The 20,059-nt window shown below is 73.8% G+C and carries 19 protein-coding genes; 8 read left to right on the top strand and 11 right to left on the bottom strand.

Going from position 1 to position 20,059, the window contains the following annotated elements; genetic code table 11:
• Nucleotides 1-131 precede the first annotated feature (131 nt).
• From ACZDYF_RS14935 to ACZDYF_RS14925, 3 genes are all read left to right on the top strand, one after another.
• Nucleotides 132-518: an SAM-dependent methyltransferase gene (locus ACZDYF_RS14935; protein WP_475058672.1), complete on the top strand. Its 387-nt coding sequence runs from the start codon at nt 132-134 to the stop codon at nt 516-518.
• 74 nt (nt 519-592) lie between these two features.
• Nucleotides 593-1,684: a uroporphyrinogen-III synthase gene (locus ACZDYF_RS14930; protein WP_191790295.1), complete on the top strand. Its 1,092-nt coding sequence runs from the start codon at nt 593-595 to the stop codon at nt 1,682-1,684.
• Nucleotides 1,681-2,616 (top strand): sirohydrochlorin chelatase, encoded by a 936-nt coding sequence (locus tag ACZDYF_RS14925; RefSeq protein ID WP_475058664.1) that lies wholly within the window; start codon nt 1,681-1,683, stop codon nt 2,614-2,616. Before ACZDYF_RS14930 ends, ACZDYF_RS14925 begins: the two co-directional genes overlap by 4 nt.
• A gap of 29 nt (nt 2,617-2,645) precedes the next feature.
• On the opposite strand, the gene ACZDYF_RS14920 is transcribed toward ACZDYF_RS14925, so the two are convergent.
• Complete coding sequence (locus tag ACZDYF_RS14920; protein WP_475058660.1) at nt 2,646-4,136, bottom strand: MFS transporter; 1,491 nt, start codon at nt 4,134-4,136, stop codon at nt 2,646-2,648.
• A gap of 152 nt (nt 4,137-4,288) precedes the next feature.
• On the opposite strand from ACZDYF_RS14920, the gene soxR reads away from it, so the two are divergent.
• Entirely contained in the window at nt 4,289-4,759 is a 471-nt protein-coding gene (gene soxR, locus ACZDYF_RS14915; protein WP_191790193.1) for a redox-sensitive transcriptional activator SoxR, read from the top strand.
• A 28-nt stretch (nt 4,760-4,787) separates the two neighbouring features.
• On the opposite strand, the gene ACZDYF_RS14910 is transcribed toward soxR, so the two are convergent.
• From ACZDYF_RS14910 to ACZDYF_RS14885, 6 genes are read right to left on the bottom strand one after another with little or no spacing between them, the layout of a single operon-like run.
• Complete coding sequence (locus tag ACZDYF_RS14910; RefSeq protein ID WP_475058656.1) at nt 4,788-5,753, bottom strand: hypothetical protein; 966 nt, start codon at nt 5,751-5,753, stop codon at nt 4,788-4,790.
• Complete coding sequence (locus ACZDYF_RS14905) at nt 5,750-6,799, bottom strand: vWA domain-containing protein (protein WP_475058653.1); 1,050 nt, start codon at nt 6,797-6,799, stop codon at nt 5,750-5,752. Before ACZDYF_RS14905 ends, ACZDYF_RS14910 begins: the two co-directional genes overlap by 4 nt.
• Nucleotides 6,796-7,866, bottom strand: coding sequence for a vWA domain-containing protein (locus ACZDYF_RS14900; RefSeq protein ID WP_191790196.1), 1,071 nt, complete (start codon nt 7,864-7,866; stop codon nt 6,796-6,798). Before ACZDYF_RS14900 ends, ACZDYF_RS14905 begins: the two co-directional genes overlap by 4 nt.
• Nucleotides 7,863-8,381 carry a hypothetical protein gene (locus tag ACZDYF_RS14895; RefSeq protein WP_475058641.1) on the bottom strand — a complete coding sequence of 173 codons (519 nt, stop codon included), beginning with the start codon at nt 8,379-8,381 and terminating at the stop codon, nt 7,863-7,865. The genes ACZDYF_RS14900 and ACZDYF_RS14895 overlap by 4 nt, the downstream gene beginning before the upstream one ends.
• Nucleotides 8,368-9,300 carry a DUF58 domain-containing protein gene (locus ACZDYF_RS14890; RefSeq protein WP_475058636.1) on the bottom strand — a complete coding sequence of 311 codons (933 nt, stop codon included), beginning with the start codon at nt 9,298-9,300 and terminating at the stop codon, nt 8,368-8,370. Before ACZDYF_RS14890 ends, ACZDYF_RS14895 begins: the two co-directional genes overlap by 14 nt.
• A 9-nt stretch (nt 9,301-9,309) precedes the next feature.
• Nucleotides 9,310-10,308, bottom strand: a complete 999-nt coding sequence (locus ACZDYF_RS14885) for an AAA family ATPase (RefSeq protein ID WP_475058630.1) — start codon at nt 10,306-10,308, stop codon at nt 9,310-9,312.
• A gap of 247 nt (nt 10,309-10,555) precedes the next feature.
• On the opposite strand from ACZDYF_RS14885, the gene ACZDYF_RS14880 reads away from it, so the two are divergent.
• Together ACZDYF_RS14880 and ACZDYF_RS14875 are read left to right on the top strand one after the other, a co-directional pair.
• A complete protein-coding gene (locus ACZDYF_RS14880; protein WP_475058624.1) occupies nt 10,556-12,772 on the top strand; it encodes a bifunctional copper resistance protein CopD/cytochrome c oxidase assembly protein in 2,217 nt (738 codons plus the stop codon).
• A gap of 212 nt (nt 12,773-12,984) precedes the next feature.
• Nucleotides 12,985-13,989: a hypothetical protein gene (locus ACZDYF_RS14875; RefSeq protein ID WP_191790200.1), complete on the top strand. Its 1,005-nt coding sequence runs from the start codon at nt 12,985-12,987 to the stop codon at nt 13,987-13,989.
• 36 nt (nt 13,990-14,025) lie between these two features.
• On the opposite strand, the gene phnE is transcribed toward ACZDYF_RS14875, so the two are convergent.
• The 4 genes from phnE to ACZDYF_RS14855 all read right to left on the bottom strand — a co-directional run bounded on the left by phnE (nt 14,026) and on the right by ACZDYF_RS14855 (nt 18,188).
• The gene (gene phnE / locus ACZDYF_RS14870) at nt 14,026-14,916 is read right to left on the bottom strand and encodes a phosphonate ABC transporter, permease protein PhnE (protein ID WP_475058616.1); all 891 of its coding nucleotides are present in this window, start codon (nt 14,914-14,916) and stop codon (nt 14,026-14,028) included.
• On the bottom strand, nt 14,913-15,800 hold the full coding sequence (locus tag ACZDYF_RS14865; protein WP_475058613.1) for a phosphonate ABC transporter ATP-binding protein: 888 nt from the start codon (nt 15,798-15,800) through the stop codon (nt 14,913-14,915). Before ACZDYF_RS14865 ends, phnE begins: the two co-directional genes overlap by 4 nt.
• Before the next feature lie 145 nt (nt 15,801-15,945).
• Entirely contained in the window at nt 15,946-16,881 is a 936-nt protein-coding gene (locus tag ACZDYF_RS14860) for a phosphate/phosphite/phosphonate ABC transporter substrate-binding protein (protein ID WP_475058610.1), read from the bottom strand.
• A gap of 71 nt (nt 16,882-16,952) precedes the next feature.
• Nucleotides 16,953-18,188, bottom strand: a complete 1,236-nt coding sequence (locus ACZDYF_RS14855; protein WP_475058607.1) for a TIGR03364 family FAD-dependent oxidoreductase — start codon at nt 18,186-18,188, stop codon at nt 16,953-16,955.
• A gap of 165 nt (nt 18,189-18,353) precedes the next feature.
• On the opposite strand from ACZDYF_RS14855, the gene ACZDYF_RS14850 reads away from it, so the two are divergent.
• Both ACZDYF_RS14850 and ACZDYF_RS14845 read left to right on the top strand, forming a co-directional pair.
• Nucleotides 18,354-19,271, top strand: coding sequence for a GntR family transcriptional regulator (locus ACZDYF_RS14850; protein ID WP_191790203.1), 918 nt, complete (start codon nt 18,354-18,356; stop codon nt 19,269-19,271).
• Complete coding sequence (locus ACZDYF_RS14845) at nt 19,268-20,056, top strand: phosphonatase-like hydrolase (protein ID WP_475058604.1); 789 nt, start codon at nt 19,268-19,270, stop codon at nt 20,054-20,056. Before ACZDYF_RS14850 ends, ACZDYF_RS14845 begins: the two co-directional genes overlap by 4 nt.
• Nucleotides 20,057-20,059: the final 3 nt, after the last annotated feature.

The following is a 20,059-nucleotide window of genomic DNA, read 5'->3' as shown; positions in this document are numbered from 1 at the left end:
CCCAGCCCGGCCGCCGTCGAAGGGACTGGCGCGAGTCTAAACCGGGTCGGTCGGGCTCGGGCAGGATGAAACGCCGGACGGCCCGGATATCACCTGACGGTTTGGTCACGGTGCGCGCCGACCGTCCCGCGGTGCGTGAGCGGGATGCCCGCGAGCGCCGGCAGGTCGTCAACGGTCATGAGCCCCTGGGCGTGGTCGCGCTGGCCGCGGTGCGCGACCGCACGGCTACCCTGGTGATCCTCATGGGAGTGTCGATGCTGAGCGAGATCACGGACCAGGCGGTCACCGCCGGGGCCGACGTCGCCACGCCCGTCGCCGTGGTCGAGTCCGGTTCCACGCAGCACCAGCGGGTCACGCGCGCCACCCTCGGGACGCTCGTCCGCCGCGCGGCCGACGCCGGGATCCGCGCGCCGGCGGTCGTCGTCGTGGGCGACGTCGCGGCCGAGGGGCTGCTCGTCCCGGACGCGACGACGCCCCTGCCCGGCCTGTCCGTGCTCGTGCCGGAGCCCGCCCTGTGACGGGGCAGGTCACGGATGTCGCCGATGCCACGGACGAGCCCACCGGCGAGCACCGGCCCGCGCTGGGCCAGGTCATGGCCGGCTGCACGGTCCTCGTCACGGCCGACCGCCGTTCGGCCGAGCTCGCCGCGGCCCTGTCCCGCCGGGGCGCCGAGGTGCGGCACGCGCCGGCCCTGAGCATGGTGCCCAACGAGGACGACGAGGCGTTGCTCGCGGGTACGCGCGACCTGATCGCACGCCCGCCCGACGTCGTGGTCGTGACCACGGGCATCGGTTTCCGCGGCTGGATCGAGGCCGCCGACGCGCACGGCCTGGCCGACGAGCTGCTCGACGTCATGAGCCGCGCCCGACTGGTCGCGCGCGGTCCCAAGGCGCGCGGCGCGATCCAGGCCGCAGGACTCCAGGCCGACTGGGTCGCCGAGTCGGAGACGTCGGGCGAGATCGCCGACGTGCTGCTCGGGGAAGGGGTCGACGGGCTGCGGATCGCGGTCCAGCACCACGGGGCGGGGGCCGACGGCCTCGACGTGGTCTTCGCACAGGCGGGGGCCGACGTCGCGAGCCTCATCGTGTACCGCTGGGGGCCGCCGCCGGACGAGACCGCGCTCCGGTCGTCGGTCCACGCGGCAGCGGGCGGCGAGATCGACGCGGTCGTCTTCACGTCGGCCCCGGGCGCCGAGGCATGGCTCGCGGCGGCCGAGTCCGCGGGCGTCGGCGACGCGGTCGTGGCGCGGTTCACGCGCGGCGCCATGATCGCGGCCGCGGTCGGCCCCATCACGGCCCGACCCCTCGCGCACCGCGGCATCCCGACGCTCCAGCCGGACCGCGGCCGCCTCGGGGCGCTGGTCCGCACGCTCGTCGGGCACTACGAGCACGCCGAGACCCTGGCGCTCGTGACCGTCGCGGGCAACCTGCAGATCCGCTCGCGCGTCGCGGTGCTCGACGGCCGCGTCCTGCCGCTCTCGCCCACGGGCCTCGACGTACTGCGCCTGCTGGCCGCCCGTGCCGGGGACATCGTGACGCGGGACCAGGTCCTCGCGGCCCTGCCCGGCGACTCGCGCGACCCGCACGCCGCCGAGGTCGCGGTCGCCCGGCTGCGCGAGGCGGTCGGTGACCGCACCCTCGTCAAGACCGTCGTCAAACGTGGCTATCGACTGGAGCTGGCATGAGCACGGAGATCCTGGGTTTCCCCTCCGACGCGACCGAGGGGAGCGCGCCGTCCGCAGCCGCGGGCAGCGGTGCGAGCGGCGTGGGCGCAGCCGTGCTCGTCGGCTGCTCGCACGGCACCAACAACCCGGACGGTCAGGCCGCGATCCGCGCGATCCTCGCGGACGTCCGCGCGACCCGCCCCGACCTCGACGTCCGCGAGGCGTTCGTCGACGTCCAGCAGCCCGAGGTCGCCGACGTCGTCACGCAGGCCGTCGCGCCGCCCGCCACGGGCGCGGGCCCCGGCGGGGCGGCCGTGGTCGTGCCGCTGCTGCTGTCCACGGGCTTCCACGTGGACGTCGACATCACCGAGGCCGTCTCGCCCGCGCACTCCGGTCGCGGCCCCCAGCACGGACCCGCGACCGCGGCCCGTGCGCTCGGCCCCGACCCGCGCCTCGCCGAGATCCTCGCCGACCGCCTGGCCGAGGCCGGGGTCCGCCCGCACGACGCCGTGGTCCTGGCAGCGGCCGGGTCGAGCAAGGCGGGCGCCGCGCGCGACGTCGAGGACGTCGCCGAGCTCCTGCGCGCGCACCACGACGGCCCCGTCACGGTCGGGTTCGGCGCCATGGCCACCCCGTCCGTGCGCGAGGCCGTCGCGTCCGCCCGCGAGACGCTCGCCGCGACGCCTCCCCGGGGTCGGACGACCACCGCCCCGGGCGAGCCCGTCGACGACGACCTCGCGGCGTCGTCGGGCAGCGAGCCGACCGACGTCCCGCGCGTGGTCGTCGCCGCCTACCTGCTCGCCCCCGGCTTCTTCCACGACCGCCTCCTCGAGACCGGTGCCGACCTCGTCACGGCCCCGCTCGCGCCCGACGCGCGCCTGGCGGCGATCGTGCTCGACCGCTACGCCGAGGGCGCCGCGGCGCTCGCGGGCGGTGTCGACGACCCGCGCTGACCCGGCAGGGCGTCGAGAAGCCGGTCGGCTCAGGCCGGGACCCGGGTCCGCGGTGACACGAACGCCGCGAGCAGCGCGATCACGACCATGACCCCGAAGCACACGACGTACGCCCCGAGCCCCAGGGGCTCGCGCAGCACGACGAGCATCGACCCGGCCACGGCGAGGGCGATGGCCGCGGACAGTGCGTCGGACACCTGGAGCGCCGAGCTGTTCGCGCCCTGCTGGTCCTCGGGGGACAGTGCGAGCGTGAGCACCGAGAGCGTCGGATGGACCAGGCCCATGCCCAGGCCCGCGAACGTCCAGGCGAGCATGCCGACGATCGGCGGCACCGCGGCCCAGGCGAGCAGCACCGTGCCGGAGATGCCGCCCGCGACGAACAATGACCCGACGAGGACGAACCGCGCGTGCGACCAGCCCCAGTGCGCCTTGCCGCGCAGCCACGCGCCGACCGACCAGCCGATCGCCCCGAAGGTGAGGATCCCGCCGGCCTGGGTCGGGGACAGGGCTCTCTCGGACTGGAGGAGCAGGGGCAGCAGGACCTCGGTCCCGGTGAACGCCGCGGCGACCAGGCCGCGGATCGCGATGACCGACGGGAGGCCTCGGGCGGCACGGGCCGTGCCGCGCGGGAGCAGGCGCGGGACGGCGACGACGACGAGCGCGAGCGCCACGACGAGCGGGACGTACAGTCGCGCCCCCTCCTGCTGACCGGCGAAGTGCAGCAGCCCGATGCCCACGGCAGCGGCGACCGCCCACCACAGGGCGGCGTTCCCGGACGTGTCGGGGGCGACCTCGCGGCGGTCCTGGTCGACGGCGCGTAGTCCCGGGCGCATCATGAGCACTGCCGGGACGGCGAGCACGGGGACGGCGAGGAAGACCCAGCGCCACCCGAGGTGCTGGACCATGAGCCCCGAGATCACCGGGCCGACGAGCGAGGGCACGACCCACGCCGCGGCGAAGGCAGCGAACACCGCGGGCCGACGGGCCTCGGGGAAGACGCGGGCGACGAGCACGTACAGCGCCACGATGTACATGCCGGTGCCGAGCCCCTGCACCACGCGACCCGCGACGAAGACCTCCATGGTCGGGGCGAGCCCCGAGACGACCAGGCCCGCGAGGAACATGCCCACGCCGCCCCACAGCGACGGGCTCGGTCCGAACCGGTCGCTCCAGCGGCCTGCTGCGACCATGCCGACGACGCTCGCCGCGATCGAGCCCGCGAACGCGACGGCGTAGAGCGCCATGCCGTCGAGGGCCGTGGCGACCGTGTGCATCGCGGTCGCCACCGCGAGGGCCTCGAACGCCCCGAGCAGCACCAGGGCCACCATCCCGACGAGGACGGTGCGCTGGGTCGCGGGCGACAGGCCCGCGCCGGCGGGGGCCTGTGCCGCAGAGGTGGCGGTGGACGGTTCGGTCGGTGCGGACGTCCCTGCGGTCGACGGGGGAGCGGTCGGCGTGCGGGCGTCGCCGATCGCGGCGGCGACCTCGGCCTCGGGGGCCTCGGGGCGTGGCGGTTCCATGTTTCCTCGCAGGGGTGGGCGCGGCCCCGTGGGGGCTGCGCGGTGGGGTGTGCTCGAACGAGCGCTTCGACTAGTCTCGAACCTCAACCATTGTCGAGGTCAAGTGCTGTTCGTCTCGTCGATGGACGGATTGACGAATGCCTGGAGCAATCATGCCTGACGACGGGCCGCACCCCGACGACGAGCTCACGGTCGGCGAGCTCGCACGCCGCAGCGGCGTCTCGGTGTCCGCCCTGCACTTCTACGAGCGCGAAGGCCTGCTCACGTCCCGCCGCACGCCCGGCAACCAGCGTCGCTACCCCCGGGAGACCTTGCGCCGCGTCTCGTTCATCCGCGTCTCGCAGCGCGTCGGGATCCCGCTCGCCCTGGTCCGCGAGGCCCTCGGCACGCTCCCGCAGAACCGCACGCCGACCGCCAAGGACTGGCGACGCCTGTCGCGGATGTGGCACGCCGACCTCGACGCCCGGATCGAACAGCTCGTGCGCCTGCGTGACCACCTCACGGACTGCATCGGGTGCGGGTGCCTGTCGCTGCGCAAGTGCGTCCTGGCCAACCCGCACGACGTGCTCGCGGAGGAGGGCCCCGGTCCACGGACCCTGCTCGTCGAGGCGCTCGACGACTGACCACCCGACGACCTACGCCGCGAGACCCTCACCAGTTCTTGGTGGACCCTCCGGAGTCGCCCGGCCCGCCGGCCGGGTCGTCGCCGAAGAACTCCTGGTACTCCTGCCGGCTCTGGTCCTCGTCGTCGCGGGCCTCGGAGTTCTGCTGCTGGAGCATCTCCTGCCGCTCGGCCTCGGCCCGCTCCTGCTCGCTCTGGTCGGTCTCGGGCGGCGGCTCCGCACCCTCGGTGCCGCCCTGCGGGTCCTGGGGCTGCTGCGGCTGTGCGTCCTTCGCCTGCTGCTGCTTGTCCTGCAGGCGCTGGACCGACGCCTCGTTCTGCTCCTTCTCCGGGGGCGGCTGCTCCTCGCAGCCCGGCCACCCGCGGACCTGCTCGGCCGTCGCGTAGGAACGCTCGGCGTACGAGAACCACTGGGCGGCCTGGTCCTGGAGGTCCTGGGGGACGAGCTCCTCGCCCGTGCCGTACGGGTCGATGAGGTAGGAGTTGTAGTCCTGGCCCGCCGCCCGCGCGGCGAGCGCCTCCTCGAGCGCGGCCTTCTGCGACAGGTAGTCCTCGCCCGTGGTCGACTCGTAGTCGCCCGCGGTCTCGTAGGAGATCGACAGGTTGACCTGGATCTCGCAGCGGACCATGGGCGCCTCGCGCTCGGCGAGGTCGTAGGCGCGGTGGAGCTCGGAGATGGCGGCGGTGTCGTCGCCCGCCCGGTGGTTCGAGGTCCCCGTGTTGAACCACGCCTTCCACGGGTCGACGACGTTCATCGTCTTCTGGAGGCCGAAGTTCGTGGCGGCCTCCGAGAAGTCGCTCGCCTCGTACCGGCCGGACGCGTAGGACGCGATCACGGGGAGGAAGGCCAGCTTGGTGCCGAGCACGAGCGCGGCGACCAGCAGGGGCAGGGGCAGCAGGAGCATCAGTGCCCGACGGCGCAGCCGCCGTCCGCGCAACGCCGCGGCCTGGGCAGAGCGTTCGCCGGGCCGCGGGGGCAGGCTCTTGTCGGTCATGCGCGCACCCCCACCCGGCGCGACGCCGACCGGCCCGCGGCCCACGCCTCGAACCCGAGCAGGGCGGCGCCCACGAGCGCGAGAGGCCACACGACCGGACGGTACGCCGTGACCAGGCGCCTGCCGTCCGCCGCGACCTGCTGCGGGTCCACGCCCGCGACGAGCTCCGCCGTCGGGCCCGTGGTCTCGCGGTGCACGTACGGCACGCCGAGCTGGGTGGCGACCGCGCGCAGGTTGTCCTCGTCGATCACCGAGAGCGCGTCGGGCGACTCGGGGTCGTCGAGGGTCGCCCGGGACGGGTCCTTGAGGTAGGCGGCGTCGGCCGGGTCCTCGTCGGGCGCGTACTCCTTCATGCGTCCACCCTCCGGGGTGCCGTAGCCGAGGACGGCGCCACCGTCGACGAAGGGCGCGAGGTCCTCGTACGAGCGGGGCTCGCCGTCTGCGGTCTGCTCGCCGTCCGACAGGAAGAAGACGAGCCGGACGTTCGACGGGTGGTCGGTCGCTGCGCCCTCGAGCGCGGAGCGGAGCGCATCGAGGGGCCGGTCGGTGAGCGACCCCTTCGAGTAGAGCGTGATCTCGCGCTTGAAGGTGTCGGCCCAGGACGTGACGGCCCGGGCGTCGGTCGTGAGCGGGACCTGGCGACTGGCCTGGGAGTCGAACGAGATGATCGAGTAGCGTGCGCCCGGGATGTCGGCCGTGAGGCTCGCGACGTCGTGCCGGACGCCCACGAGGCGCTCGTCCGTGCCGTCGAAGTCCTCGGCCGCCATGGAGCCCGTGCGGTCGACCACGAAGAACATGTCCACGTTCGCGACCGACGTGTCGCGGTCCGTCACAGGGACCGAGGGGCCGAGCCCGATCACGGCGAGGACCGCGACGAGGGCCGTGCGCCGGACCCACGCACCGCGCGGCCCGACGGGCACGCCCTGACCGGCTGCGCCGCGCGACGGACCACGGAGCGCGACGACGAGCTGCCACCCGGCGAGGCCGAGCAGCGGGACGAACACGACGGCCCACGCCCACAGCGGGATCAACGGCTGGAAGGTCATTCGCGCAGCCTCCAGGCGACGACGACGAGCAGGGCGGCACCGGCGGTCGCCACGAGGAACCAGATCGTGGGCAGGTCCGTCACGACGACCTCCGGGCTCGCGTCGAGCTCGACGGCCTGCTGCGCGACCACGTCCTCGACCATGCCCTCGACGGCCCGCGGGTCGCCCGCGAGGAAGTACAGCCCGCCGCCGGCCTCGACGACCTCGCGGTACTGCGTCTCCTCGGGGGTGCCCTCGTAGAGCTCCGAGCCGCCGTAGATGCCGTGCAGCGTGATGTCGCGCGAGGCGACGAGCGCCGAGGCCTCCTCGAGCGAGTAGATGGGCTCGCCCGCGACGTAGTTGTCCGTCGCGAGGATGATCGAGCGCGACCGGTCGGTGGTCTCCTCGTCGAACTGCAGCGCGCAGTTCGCGAGCCCGTCGCCGATGAGGCTCGCCGCGGACTCGTTCGCGAGGGTCCCCGCGGTGTACGTGAGGAACTCCAGGACGTCCTTCTGGTCGCGCTCGCTGCTGAAGTCGAGCGTGCTGGGGTCCTTGTCGAACGCCGCGATACCCGCCGCGAGCTCCTCCTGGACCAACGTGTAGTCGTCCGTCAGGGGGAACACGGTCCTCGACGTCGAGTTGAAGATCGACAGCGCGATGCGCTCGCCCTCGAAGCTGTCGACGAGCTCCGAGTACACCTTGAGGATCTCGCCGTCGTACGCCGTCATGGACCCGGACACGTCGAGGCACAGGACGATGTCCCGCGTCCCCAGGCGGTCCACGACCAGGTCCGTCTCGACCGGCCGGGCGGCGACCGCGCCGACGCCGACGAGCGCGACGAGCAGCCCCGCGAGCCCCGCGACCTGGAGCCTGCGGTAGCGGCGCACCCACGCCGCGAAGGCCGGGACCTGCGCGAGGTAGGAAGAGTTCGCGACCCACGTGACGTCGTCGGGCTGCGCCTTGAGCGCCCGTGCCCGACGACGGCGCGCGAGCCACCACGCCGCCGCACCCGCGGCCAGGACCAGGACCACGACCGCGGCGAGCAGCCACGGCCACAGGATCGAGGCGCCCTGCGGCCCCGGCGTCACCACGTCCTCACCACCGAGCGGGCGCGGTCGATCGACTCCCGGCCGTCGGGCGAGCCGCCCTGCTCCGGCCGGGACGACGCGTCGAGGGCCTCGTCCTCCGCGAACGACGGGTGGTAGTACCGCGCGATCAGGCGCGTCAGGTGCGCCGTGCCCGTCATGCGCTCGATCTCGGACAGGGTCAGCACCGAGGCGTCCACGCCCAGACGGCCCGACGCGAACCCGCGGACCTCCTTCGACAGCGCCAGGTGCAGCCCGCGCTCGTCGAGCCCACCCGCGAGGTAGGCCGCCTCGACCGCGTCGAGGTGCGCCTCGAACTCGGTCCGCAGCCCCGCGTACGGGTCGAGGGCACCCGTCGCCCACGACGGCCTGAACCGCAGGGCCTTCTCCTCGGCCGACGCCCGGGTCGAGCGGAACGCGAGCACGACCCACGCCACGACCAGCAGCACGATCACCACCCCGAGGGCAGCCCACCAGCCGCTGTAGAGGGCCGGCGCGTAGAGCTCATCGTCGGGCACGCTTCGCCCTCCCCAGCAGCTCGACGAAACGAGGCACGACGTCGTCGGTCCCGGTGACGCTCACGGCCTCCACCTGGAGGGCGCGCAGCAGGTCCACGACCGACGCCCGCCGGGACACGGCGGCCTGCGCCGCGCCCGCCACGATGTCCGCGCGCCCCCGCAGGAACGGCGGCAGGTCGAGCGTGCCGTCGACGTCCGCGACCTGCCCGGGGGCGCGGTGCGCCGCCGCGGCGCCGCCCGGGGCCGAGGCCGGGGTAGGGACCCCGACGGGCGACAGGTCCGCGACCGCGACGACCATGACCTCGTGGCGCACGCGCAGGCGCCGCAGCAGGGCCTCGTGCTCGGGCCCCGGTCGTGCCTCGTCCGTCACGACGACCATGATCGAGCGGCGTCGGAACGCGTTGAGCGCCCGGTCGAGCGCCCGGTTCAGGTCGCTCGGCGGGGCCTCGACCCGCAGCTGCCGCTCGACCGTGCGGAGCAGGAGCTCGAGGTCCTGCGTGCTGGCCCGAGGCGGGAGCTGCACGAGGCGCTGCGCGTCCCCCGCGACGAGCGCGACCCGGTCCCCGCGGTCGCGCGCCAGGTAGGCCACGAGCGCGCAGCAGAAGCTCACGACGTCGGCCTTGGGCTCGCCGCTCGCGGCCGTCGCCCCCATGTTGCGGCCCGTGTCCACGACGAGGACCAGGTTGACGTTGGACTCGCGCACGAACCGGCGCACCACGGGGATGCCCGCGCGGGCGCTCGACTTCCAGTCGATGTCGCCCACGTCCTCACCCGGCGCGTACAGGTGGAGGTCGTCGAAGTCCTGCCCGTGCCCCTTGAGGATCGAGCGGTGCCGCCCCTCGAGCAGCCCCGAGGCCCGCCGGGCCAGCGGGAGCTCGAGCCTGGCCCGGACCTGGGCCAGTCGCGACACGTCGGTCATGGGCCGGGCCTACGGGGTCGGGACCGCGTCGAACACGGCGTCGATGAGCTGCTCGGGCTGCACGTTCGTGGCGAGCGCGTCGAACGTGCGCACCAGGCGGTGGCGCAGGACCGAGTAGCGGACGGCCTTGATGTCGTCCGGGACGACGTACGCGCGCCCGGCCTGGATCGCGAGCGCCTGGCCCACGCGCATGAGCGCGATACCGCCGCGCGGGCTCGCGCCGACGCGCACGTGCTGGTCGAGACCAGGGACGGGCCGCGGGCCCGACAGGCGCGTCGTGTTGATCAGGTCGACGATGTACCGCTTGATCGACTCGTCCACGTACACGTCGTCGACCAGTTGCTGGAGGAAGACCACGTCGTCGATGCTGATCGGCTCGGCCGTGATGGGTGCCGTCATGCGGCCCGTCGAGATGCGGTCGAGGATCTCCAGCTCCTGCGCCGGGGCCGGGTACGTGAGCACCTCCTTCATGAGGAAGCGGTCCATCTGGGCCTCGGGCAGCACGTACGTGCCCTCCTCCTCGATGGGGTTCTGCGTCGCGAGGACCATGAACGGCGAGGGCAGCGGGAAGTTCTCGCCGCCGATCGACGTCTGCTTCTCCTGCATGGCCTCGAGCATCGCCGACTGCGTCTTGGCGCTCGACCGGTTGATCTCGTCGAGCAGCACGAGGTTCGCGTGCACGGGCCCGAGCTGCGTCGTGAACGACCCGGTCGCGTAGTTGTAGATCTGCGTGCCCACGATGTCGTTCGGCATGAGGTCCGGCGTGCACTGGATGCGACGGAACGAGCCGTTGATCGCGGACGCGAGGGTCTGTGCGGCGGTGGTCTTGGCGAGCCCCGGCACGGACTCCAGCAGGATGTGGCCACCCGCGAGGAGCGAGCTGACCAGGGCCGTGCGCAGCGCCTCCTGCCCGACGACCCGCTGGTCGAACACCTGCTCGACACGCTTGAGCAGGTGACCCGCGCGGTCCAGGTCGGTCGTGGAGATGCTGCCGTGACCTGTGGCCATGGTGAGGTCCTTCGCGTGTGCTCGGGTTCTGCCGGAGATGTCGTCACGGCCGTCCCTCACGAGGAGGACGCCGTGCGAACCCGGCCCAGTATGCCAGCGGCACCTCTCGGCACGCCGCTCTCTCCACAGCCGAGCCATGGGGAGAGGTGCCCACCGCGCGGCCCGACGCCGCTCCGACGGCTCCGCGAGGGACCCCGCTCCCCGAGGGGAATACCGCGATGACCCGCATGCCGCCTACCCTGGTCGGGTGACCGCCACCGCCCCCCGCAGCACCTCAGGAACCGCGCCCGACCGGGCCGCGCAGCCCCCCGGTCGGGGCGCTGCCGACGCTCCCCGCAACCCCTGGTGGCTCGTGCTCGCCGGACCTGCGGCCGTGGTCGTCGCGATCCTCTCGGTCGTCGCCGCGGGAGCCTTCTCCGGGGCGTTCCAGCCCCTCGCAGGTTTCGCCGACCCGGGGGCGCTCGCTCGCTGGGGGCTGCCGGTCTCGACCACCTTGACCGAGCTCGCGATCGCCCTGACGATCGGCTCGCTCGTGCTCGCGGCCTGCGTGCTGCCCGCCGGACCGCCGCTCCGCAAGGCCCTCGGGGTCGCCGGGGCCGCGTCGGCCGTGTGGGCCGTGCTCACCGTGGTCCAGACGGTCCTGCGCTACTCGGTCCTGTCGAGCATGCCCGTCACGAGCATCGGCTTCGGTGAGCAGCTCGCGGCGTTCGTCACGCAGATCTCGCTGGGCCGCAGCCTCCTCGGCGTCATCGTCGTCGCGGCCCTGACGTCGGCGTGCGCGTTCGCGGTCCGCACCGCGACCGGAGCCCTGTGGACGGCCCTGCTCGCGATCTCGGCCCTCGCGTTCCAGGCCAACACCGGTCACACGGCAGGCGCCGCGAGCCACGAGCTCGCGATCTCCTCGATGTTCCTCCACCTCGGCGGGGCGGCCCTGTGGATCGGTGGGCTCGGGGTGCTCGCGATCGTGCGGCTGCGCGGCGGCCTCGACCGCACGGCCTTCGCGTCCTCGGTCGCCCGCTACTCCTCGATCGCCGGCTGGTCCTTCGTCGCGGTCGCCGTCTCCGGCGTCGCCAACGCCTGGATCCGGCTCGGCGGCGTCGCCGGGCTCAGCACCGACTACGGCGTGCTCATCCTCACGAAGGTCGGGCTCATCGTCGTGCTCGGAGCGATCGGGTTCGCGCACCGCGAGCTCGTCGTCCGACGGCTCCAGGGCGTGGGCGGTCCCGCCCGCGGCCCGCGCACGACCACCACGTCCGCCGGGACGGCCACCGCGGCGGGCGAGGCCAGGACGGGGGGAGGCTCCGGCGTCGGGCACGAGGACGCCGGGAAGCGTCCGGCCGCCGCGGGGAAGGGCGGTGCGGCGGCCGCCACCGAGAAGGCCGCGACGTGGCTGTTCTGGCGGCTCGTCGCGGTCGAGCTGCTCGTCATGGGCGCGGTGTCGGGCGTGGCCGTCGCGCTCGGTTCGACGGCGCCCCCCGTGCCCGACGAGCCGATCGCGCTGCCGACGCCCGCCGAGCTCGTGACCGGGCACCCCCTGCCCCCCGAGCCCGACCTCGGGCGCTGGTTCTCCGAGTGGCGCTGGGACCTGCTGCCCGCGTTCGCGTGCGTCGCGGCCCTCGTCGTGTACCTGCGCTGGGTCCGGCGGCTCGCGAAGCGCGGCGACAGGTGGCCCGTCGGGCGGACGATCTCGTGGACGCTCGGCATCGTCGTCCTGTTCTGGGTGACCAACGGTGGGCCCGCGGTGTACGGGCACGTGCTGTTCAGCGCGCACATGGTCCAGCACATGGTGCTCGCGATGGTCGTGCCCATCTTCCTCGTGCTGGCCGCGCCCGTGACCCTGCTGCTGCGGGCCGTGCCCGTGCGCAAGGACGGCTCGCGCGGACCGCGCGAGTGGGTGCTCGCGCTCGTGACCTCGAAGTGGGGGCAGTTCTTCGCCAACCCGATCGTCGCCGCGATCAACTTCGCAGGGTCGATGATCGTCTTCTACTACACGCCCGCGTTCGAGCTCGCGATGACGACGTACATCGGGCACCTCGCGATGCTCCTGCACTTCACGCTCGCCGGGTACCTGTTCGCGAACGCGCTCGTCGGGATCGACCCCGGGCCGCACCGGCCCGGCTGGCCCCAGCGGCTCCTGCTCCTGCTCGTCACCATGGCGTTCCACGCCTTCTTCGGCGTGTCCCTCACGACCGGGACGCAGCTCCTCGTGCCCGAGTGGTTCGGGCTCATGGGGCACGACTGGGGGATCACCGCGATCGCCGACCAGCAGCGCGGCGGCGGCGTCGCGTGGGGCATCGGGGAGCTGCCGACGCTGTCGCTCGCGATCGTCGTCGCGGTCATGTGGGCGCGGTCCGACGAGAAGGACGCCAAGCGCCGCGACCGCCGGGTGGACAAGGACGGCGACGTCGAGATGGACGAGTACAACCAGATGCTCGCGAAGATGGCGGAGCAGGACAAGGCCTGAGCGGCGCTCTCCCGGTGCCCTCGAGGTGCCCGGTGCCCGGGTGCCGAGCACGGGGTTGAGGTCGTCATTCGCTCGATGACGACCTCAACCCCGTCCTGGACCGCGCGGTTTCCCGTGTTGGCGGTCGTCCACAGGGGGCCAGCCAAGAGGGCCGTCCACAGTGCACCACCGGGCGGCGGCGCATGGTCGGCGTCACCTGCTGGGATGCCTCGATGCGCCACCTGTCGCCGGTACCTGAGGAGCTGCTCGTCGTCGCGCGCCGTCAGGAGGGGCTCGTGTCGGCGGCGCAGTGCGAAGAGCACGGACTCCGTTCGCACCGACGCTCTCGGCTCGTCGAGCAACGGCGATGGACGCAGGTGACACGTGGTGTCTACGACATCGACCCGGTGCCACCGGCCCGCCGGGAAGGGCCGGGGGTCCCGGACCATCGCCGTCGACGCGCCGCCTGGGCAGGTCTCCTCGCCTTCGGGCCGGAGGCGATCGCGGTCGGCCCGTGCGCAGTGGCTCTGCTCGGCATCCAGGGACTCCCGCTGCAGATCACTGCGCAGGCGGCGCTCCCGGGCGGGCGGGCGACAGGTTCACGGGACGGCATCCTGCTGAGGCAGTTCGACGACGGGATGACCGTCACGCGCGTCGCCGGGCGGTACGTCGCCACCCCGGACTGGGCGCTCGCCCAGACCGTCCCGGAGGTCGGGCGTCGCACCGCGGTCGCCCTGATGGACAGTGCGCAGCACCGCGGCCTGCTCGACGTCCGTGGACTCGACCGCGCGCACGACATGGCCCGAGGTCGACGAGGGGTCGCCAGGACGCATTCGTGGTGGGAGATCAGCGACCGGCGCGCCGAGTCCCCGCTCGAGACCCTTGCCCGGCTCGACTGCCTCGACGCCGGTGTCCCGCCCGACGAGCTCCAGGTGGTGATCTCGGGCGACGAGGGTCAGTTCCTGGCCCGGGGCGACCTGGGCTGGCGCCTCCCGGACGAGCGGTGGTTGATCGCCGAGGTCGACGGGGCCGAGGTGCACGGAGCTCCCGAAGCCCTGTTCGTCGACCGTCGACGGCAGAACCTGCTCGTCGCGTCACGAGGCGTCGCGTTGCTCCGCTTCACGGCCCGGGACCTTGCGGTCGTGGGGCGGGTGGGGCTGGAGATCCGCGCCTTCCTGGACCGAGCACGACGTTCCGTGCGATCCAGAACGGGGTTGAGGCCGCCATCCGACGGATAACGACCTCAACCCCGTGCTCGGCACCGACGGCTGGCCTCAGACCGCGATCCGCGCCCTCGCCCACGACGAGAAGCGGTCCACGACCCACACGAGCACGAGCACCATGAGGATGTAGGTCAGCATCTCGTCGAACCGGAACAGCTTGATCGACTTGTTGATGAGGAACCCGATCCCGCCCGCGCCCACGAGCCCCAGCACGAGCGAGGACCGCACGTTGACGTCGAACCGGTAGAGCAGCAGCCCCAGGAACTGCGGCACGACCGCGGGCAGCACCGCGTGCGTGACGACCTGGGTGCGGCCCGCACCGTTGGTGCGCAGCGCGTCGGCGGGCCCGGGGTCGATCTCCTCCATGGCCTCGGCCCACAGCTTGCCCATGACGCCCGTGTTGTGGACGACGAGCGCGAGCACCCCCGCGAACGGCCCGAGCCCCACGGCGGTCACGAAGATCAGGGCGAACACGACGTCGGGCACGGCGCGGAAGAACGACAGGATCGCTCGCGACCCCTGGTACCAGACCGACCCCGGCGTGCTGCCGCGCGCGGCGAGCACCGCGAGCAGGAGCGACAGCGGGACGGACAGCGTGGTCCCGAGCAGCCCGATCCACAGGGTCACGAGCGTGGCCTGGAGGCCGGGGGCCACGACGGTCGACCAGTCGAGGTCGGGCGGGAACGCCTCGCCGACGAACCGGGCCATGCCCTCCCCACCGCCCACGAGCGCGCTGATCGAGAAGCCCGTGCCCTGCCAGGCGAGGACGTGCAGCCCGAGCAGCACCGCGCCCGCGGTGACCCAGGTCGTGACCTGTCGGCCCGAGCGGTGGGCCGTGGGCACGACGACGTGCGCGAGCGTCTCGGGCGACGGCCCCTCGGTCCGGGCGGGGGAGCCGCCGCGCGGGGAGCGGGGCGAGCGGGTGGGGGCGGTGGCGGTCATGCGGGGACCCTCGTTCCGACGGTCGTCCGGGTGACGGTCACGGTCGCCGTCTCGGCCGAGTACAGGTGCTCGACGGCGTCGCGCGTCACCGCGTCCGGCGCACCGTTGAGGCGCTCGCGTCCGGCGACCATCCCGACGAGACGGTCGGCGTGCTCGCGTGCGAGCTCGGGGTCGTGGAGGACGGCGACGACCGCGAGCCCCTCGTCGTGCGCGAGGGTCGCGAGCAGCTCCATGACCTGGGTCGAGGCGGCAGGGTCGAGGGCCGAGGTGGGCTCGTCGGCCAGCAGGACGCTCGCTCGCTGGCACAGGGCGCGCGCGACGGCCACGCGCTGCTGCTGGCCGCCCGAGAGCTGGCCGACCCGGTCGAGCGCGCGGTCGGCGAGGCCGACGCGGTCGAGGCAGAGCACGGCCTCGGCGCGCAGCTCGCGGGGGAACAGCGACGCGACGAGCGACCGTCGCAGCGGAAGCCGCCCGAGCGCCCCGGCGCACACGTTGTCGAGCACGGTGCGTCGCCGCACGAGGTTGACCTGCTGGAAGATCATCGCGACCCGGCGCCTGGCCTCGTGCTGCTCCGCCGCCGAGGTCCGGTGGTGGGGGAGGACTTGCTCGCCGTCGACCCACACCTCGCCCGACGTCACGGGCGCGAGCCCGATCACGGACTTGAGCGTGGTCGACTTGCCGCAGCCGTTGGCGCCCAGGATCGCGACGAGCTCGCCCGCCGCGACGTCGAGGTCCATGCCGTCGACCGCGCTGCGCAGCACGGCGTCGCCGGTCTCGGAGCGCGTGCTGAACTGGACCCGCAGGTCACGGACGTGCAGACCGGGTGAGCGGACGCCGTCGGGCAGGTGCAGCACGCCCTCGGCTGCGCCGTGGTGTGAAGCCATCTGGAACAACTCCTTGCTGGAGCGGGACGCGAGCCCGCGAGGGAGAGAGGGCGGTCGACCGGGATCGCGGCCGACCGGACGGGACGAGCGGGGTGGGCCGCCGGGCCCGGTGGACCCGGCGTCCACCCGCACCGTCCGCGAGGGGTCAGACGTCGTCGGCGGTCAGCTTCAGCGTCTTCGCGAGGTCGAACAGCGGCTGGTACGTGTCGACGTCGACCTCGACGAGCGGGCCCGCCGGATCGACGTCGAGGAACGCGCCGATGGCCTCGACGTCGGCGGTGTCGAGCGTGAGGAGGGCCTCGTGCACGGCGTCCTTGAACTCCTGGCTCTGCGACCCGGCGACCGTGATGGGGTCGTTCGGGATGGCGTCGGACTCCCACACCTGGCGGAACGTCGAGGAGTCGAACGTGCCCTCGCGCTCGGCGGTCGCGAGCGTCTGGGAGTTGATCTGCGCGGCGTCGACCTGGCCGTTGGTCAGGGCGAGCAGCGCCTCGGGGTGGCCGCCCGCATAGGTGATCTCGACGTCGGTCTCGGCGAGACCCGCGTCGAGGATCGCGAAGCGCGGCAGCGCGTCGCCCGAGGTCGAGCCGGTCGAGCCGAGCGCGAGCGAGTGGCCCGGCAGGTCCTCGATGCTCTGGATCGGGGAGTCGACGGGGACCCAGATGCCCGCGGTGTAGCTCGAGAGCGAGCCGTCGGCGAGGCCGAACGAGGCGAGGGGCTCGGCGTCGGCGCGCTCGCTCGCGAACACGAACCCGAGCGGGCCGAACTGCGCGAGCTCGAGCTTGCCGTTCTCCATGGCGAGGACCTCGGCCGAGTAGTCCTCGACGATCGTCAGCTCGACGGGGCAGTCGAGCTTCTCCGACAGGGCGTCGGCGAGGTGCTGGTAGGCGGGCTCGAGCTTGGCGGGGTCCTCGTAGGGCTCGATGCCGAACCGGATCGCGCCGTTCGGGCACGTCGCGGACGCGGCACCGTCGGTGCTGGTCCCTGCGTCGGCCGTGCCGGTCGAGCAGGCGCTGAGGGCGCCGAGGAGCAGTGCGGCGGCGAGGACCGAGGTGGCCTGGCCGGTGCGGCTGCGGTGCATGTCTTCTCCTGGGGTGGGGGTTTCGCGAGAGAGGCTGGACTGGTCGGAGGGGCGAGAGAGAGGGGCGTCTGTCAGAGGAAGCCGTCGAGCACGCGCGGGGCGAGCCCGAGCGCGGTGGTCATGCCGATGCCGGACGTGACCGACACCGCGCGCACGCCCGGCATGGGCGTGACGTCGAGGAACGGCGCGGGCGCGGAGGCGTAGACGCCCTGCCAGCGCTCGCGGACCGTGAGGGGACCGCTGCCGAGGAGCCGCGCGGCCTCGGTGAGCAGGAGCTCGTCGAGGGCCTCGGGGTGGAACGGCCCGGGAGTGGTCGCGTAGGCGTGCGTGTCGCCGAGCGTGAGCGTCCCGTCGGGGCGCTGGGTGATCATGAGGTTCACCGCGGCGTCGATCAGGGCGGGGTGCTGGGCCCTCAGGCGCTCGCGGACGGCGGCGGTCGCGGGGGAGTGGCGGAAGCCGTCGTAGCGCAGCAGCGAGGTGCCGGTGAAGATCGCGGGGTCGATCTCCCGGGGGCCGCCGTCTGCGCCCGCGGGGGCGTCGACGCGCAGCATCTGCAGCGTGCACCGCTGGATGCCCGCGGCGGCGGCGGTGTCGGGGAAGAACCGGTCCACGTCGTGTCCGACGGCGAGGATCACCTTGGTCGCGACGACGTCGCCCCGGGAGGTGCGCACGAGGGTCACGCCGCTGCCTGCCTCGAAGCCCTGGACGGTCGTGGACCAGGCGAGGTGCGCGCCGCGCTGCTCGGCGTACCAGCGGGCGATCGCGGGGACCGCCTCGCGGGGGTCGACGCGGATGTCCTGGGACAGGAACGCGCCGCCGACGACCTCGGCGGGGTCGCCCGGGACGCGGTCGAGGACCTGGTCGCGGTCGAGCAGCCGGACGTGGCCGTCGCGGCCGTGGGCGAAGTCCTCGAGGACCTGCCGCTCGTCGTCCGCGCGGGCCACGACGACGGTCCCGGACTCGCGCAGCCAGAAGTCGGCCTCCTGGGCGAGCTGGAGCCAGCGCTCGCGGGCCGCGAAGGCGTACGTGAGGGCCGTGCCGTCCTGCGCGGTGAAGCAGCCGTGCCCGAAGTTGCGGACCGAGGCGCCGACGGCGCGGTCGTCGCGCTCGACCACGAGGACGGAGAGGCCGCGGCCGACGGCCTCGACGGCGTGCGCGAGGCCGACGATCCCGGCGCCGACGACCACGAGGTCGACGCGGGCGGGGAGGTCGTTCCCGGTGGACGGGCTGCGCGTGCCGGGGTGGCCGGCGGGGAGGGCGTGGGTGCGGCCGGACGGGGCCGGGCGTCGAGGTGCTGTGCTGCTCACGACACGGACACTGCCGTGCAGAACGAGCACGGAGCAAGCGATTCCAGGACTTGTCCAGACAAGTTTCCGGAGTGTTCACCTGGCGTTGACGCTCCGTGCGCGGGGTTCACGCGGCCGTCATCGGTACACCGTTCTCGGTGCGGGAGCGGCCTGTATGGTCAAGTCATGGCTCCGTCCTCGTCGTCCCCGCGTACCGCTCCGTCCCCGCCGAACCAGCAGGCCCGGCCGTCGTCGTCAGCCCGTCCGCCCCACCCGCCCCAGCCGTCGAACGGCCCGCTGCACCAGCACGTCCTGGGCGAGCTGCGCCGTCGGATCGTGTCCGGCACCTACGCGATCGGCGACTCCCTGCCGTCCGAGTCCGCGCTGTGCGCCGAGTTCTCGATCTCGCGCGGCACGGTCCGCCAGGCGCTCGGGACGCTGCGCAGCGAGGGGCTCATCGGCGGGGGACAGGGACGCCCGCCGGTCGTGCGCTCGCGCGCGGTCCCGCAGCCGTTCGAGACGTTCCTGTCGTTCAGCCGCTGGGCCGCGGGGGTGGGGCGCGTGCCCGGGCAGCGGACGGTCGAGGTCGCACGACGCGGTGTGCACGGCGTCGCGGCCGACGCCCTGGGGCTCGAGGAGGGCACGCCCGTGGTCGAGGTGCTGCGCCTGCGCCTGCTCGACGGGGTCCCGGCGATGGTCGAGCGCGACACCTTCATCGAGCCCGTGGGGCGCCTCATCTTCGAGTTCGACCCGGACACCGGTTCGATCTACGACCACCTCATCTCGCGCGGCGCGGACCTGCACGCGGCGCGCCACGTGATCGACGCCGTCGCGGCCGACGAGACCGACGCCGACCTGCTCGAGGTGCCCGCGGGCGCCCCGCTGCTGCGCGAGCGCCGCACCACGCGCAACGCCGCGGGCGTCCCCGTCGAGTACGCCGACGACCGCTACCTGCCCGAGCTCGCGGCCTTCACGATCGACAACACCCAGGACACGTCGCTCTCGATGGTCCGCTTCCCGACGGCGTCGGTCGCCGCGGCGTCCCTCGTGTCGCCCACCACCGGCACCACCGAAATCGAACCGACCCAGGAGCCCTCCGCATGACCAGCAGCAGCACCAGCACTCCCGGCACAGTGCCCGCCCCGCGCCCGCCCCTCGCGATCGAGCTCGTCGCGCTCGACGTCGCGGGCACGACCGTCGAAGAGGGTGGCGCGGTCTACGACGCGCTGCACACGGCGGTCCTCGAGCACGGGAGCCGTGCGACGTCGTCGGACATCCAGCACTGGATGGGGGCCGAGAAGCGCGCGGCGATCACCGCCCTGCTCGCGATCGGTGCCAGCACCTCCGGCGCGGCGGGGGACGCTCCCGACGACGCGACGGTCGACGCCGCGTTCGCGCGCTTCACCGCGCTGCTCCACGAGGCCTACCGGTTGAACCCGCCGACCCCGGTCCCCGGCGCGCCCGAGGCCTTCGCGGCCCTGCGCGCCGCAGGCGTCAAGGTCGCGCTGACCACGGGCTTCACGCGCGACGTGACCCGAGGGATCCTCGACGTGCTCGGTTGGACCGTCGCGTCCGGCCCCGAGCAGTGGCTCTCGCCCGAGGTCACGCTCGACGCCGTGACGTGTGCCGACGAGGTGCCGCTGGGCCGCCCGGCGCCCTACATGGTCCACCGCGACATGGAGCGCACGGGCGTCCTCGACGTCGCGCGCGTCCTCGTCGCGGGCGACACCGTGCTCGACCTGCGGTCGGGGGTCAACGCTCGCGCAGGGGCGGTCGTCGGGGTGCTCACGGGCAAGCTCGGCGCGGCGGACCTGGGGCGCGAGCGCCACGACTTCCTGCTCGACTCGGTCGCCGACCTGCCGGAGCTCGTGGCGCGCCTCAACGCCTGACCC

This window comes from Oerskovia sp. PE-21s (assembly GCF_056158145.1).
Note: the sequence above shows the minus strand (reverse complement) of the source record. Positions and strands in the feature narration are given on the sequence as shown.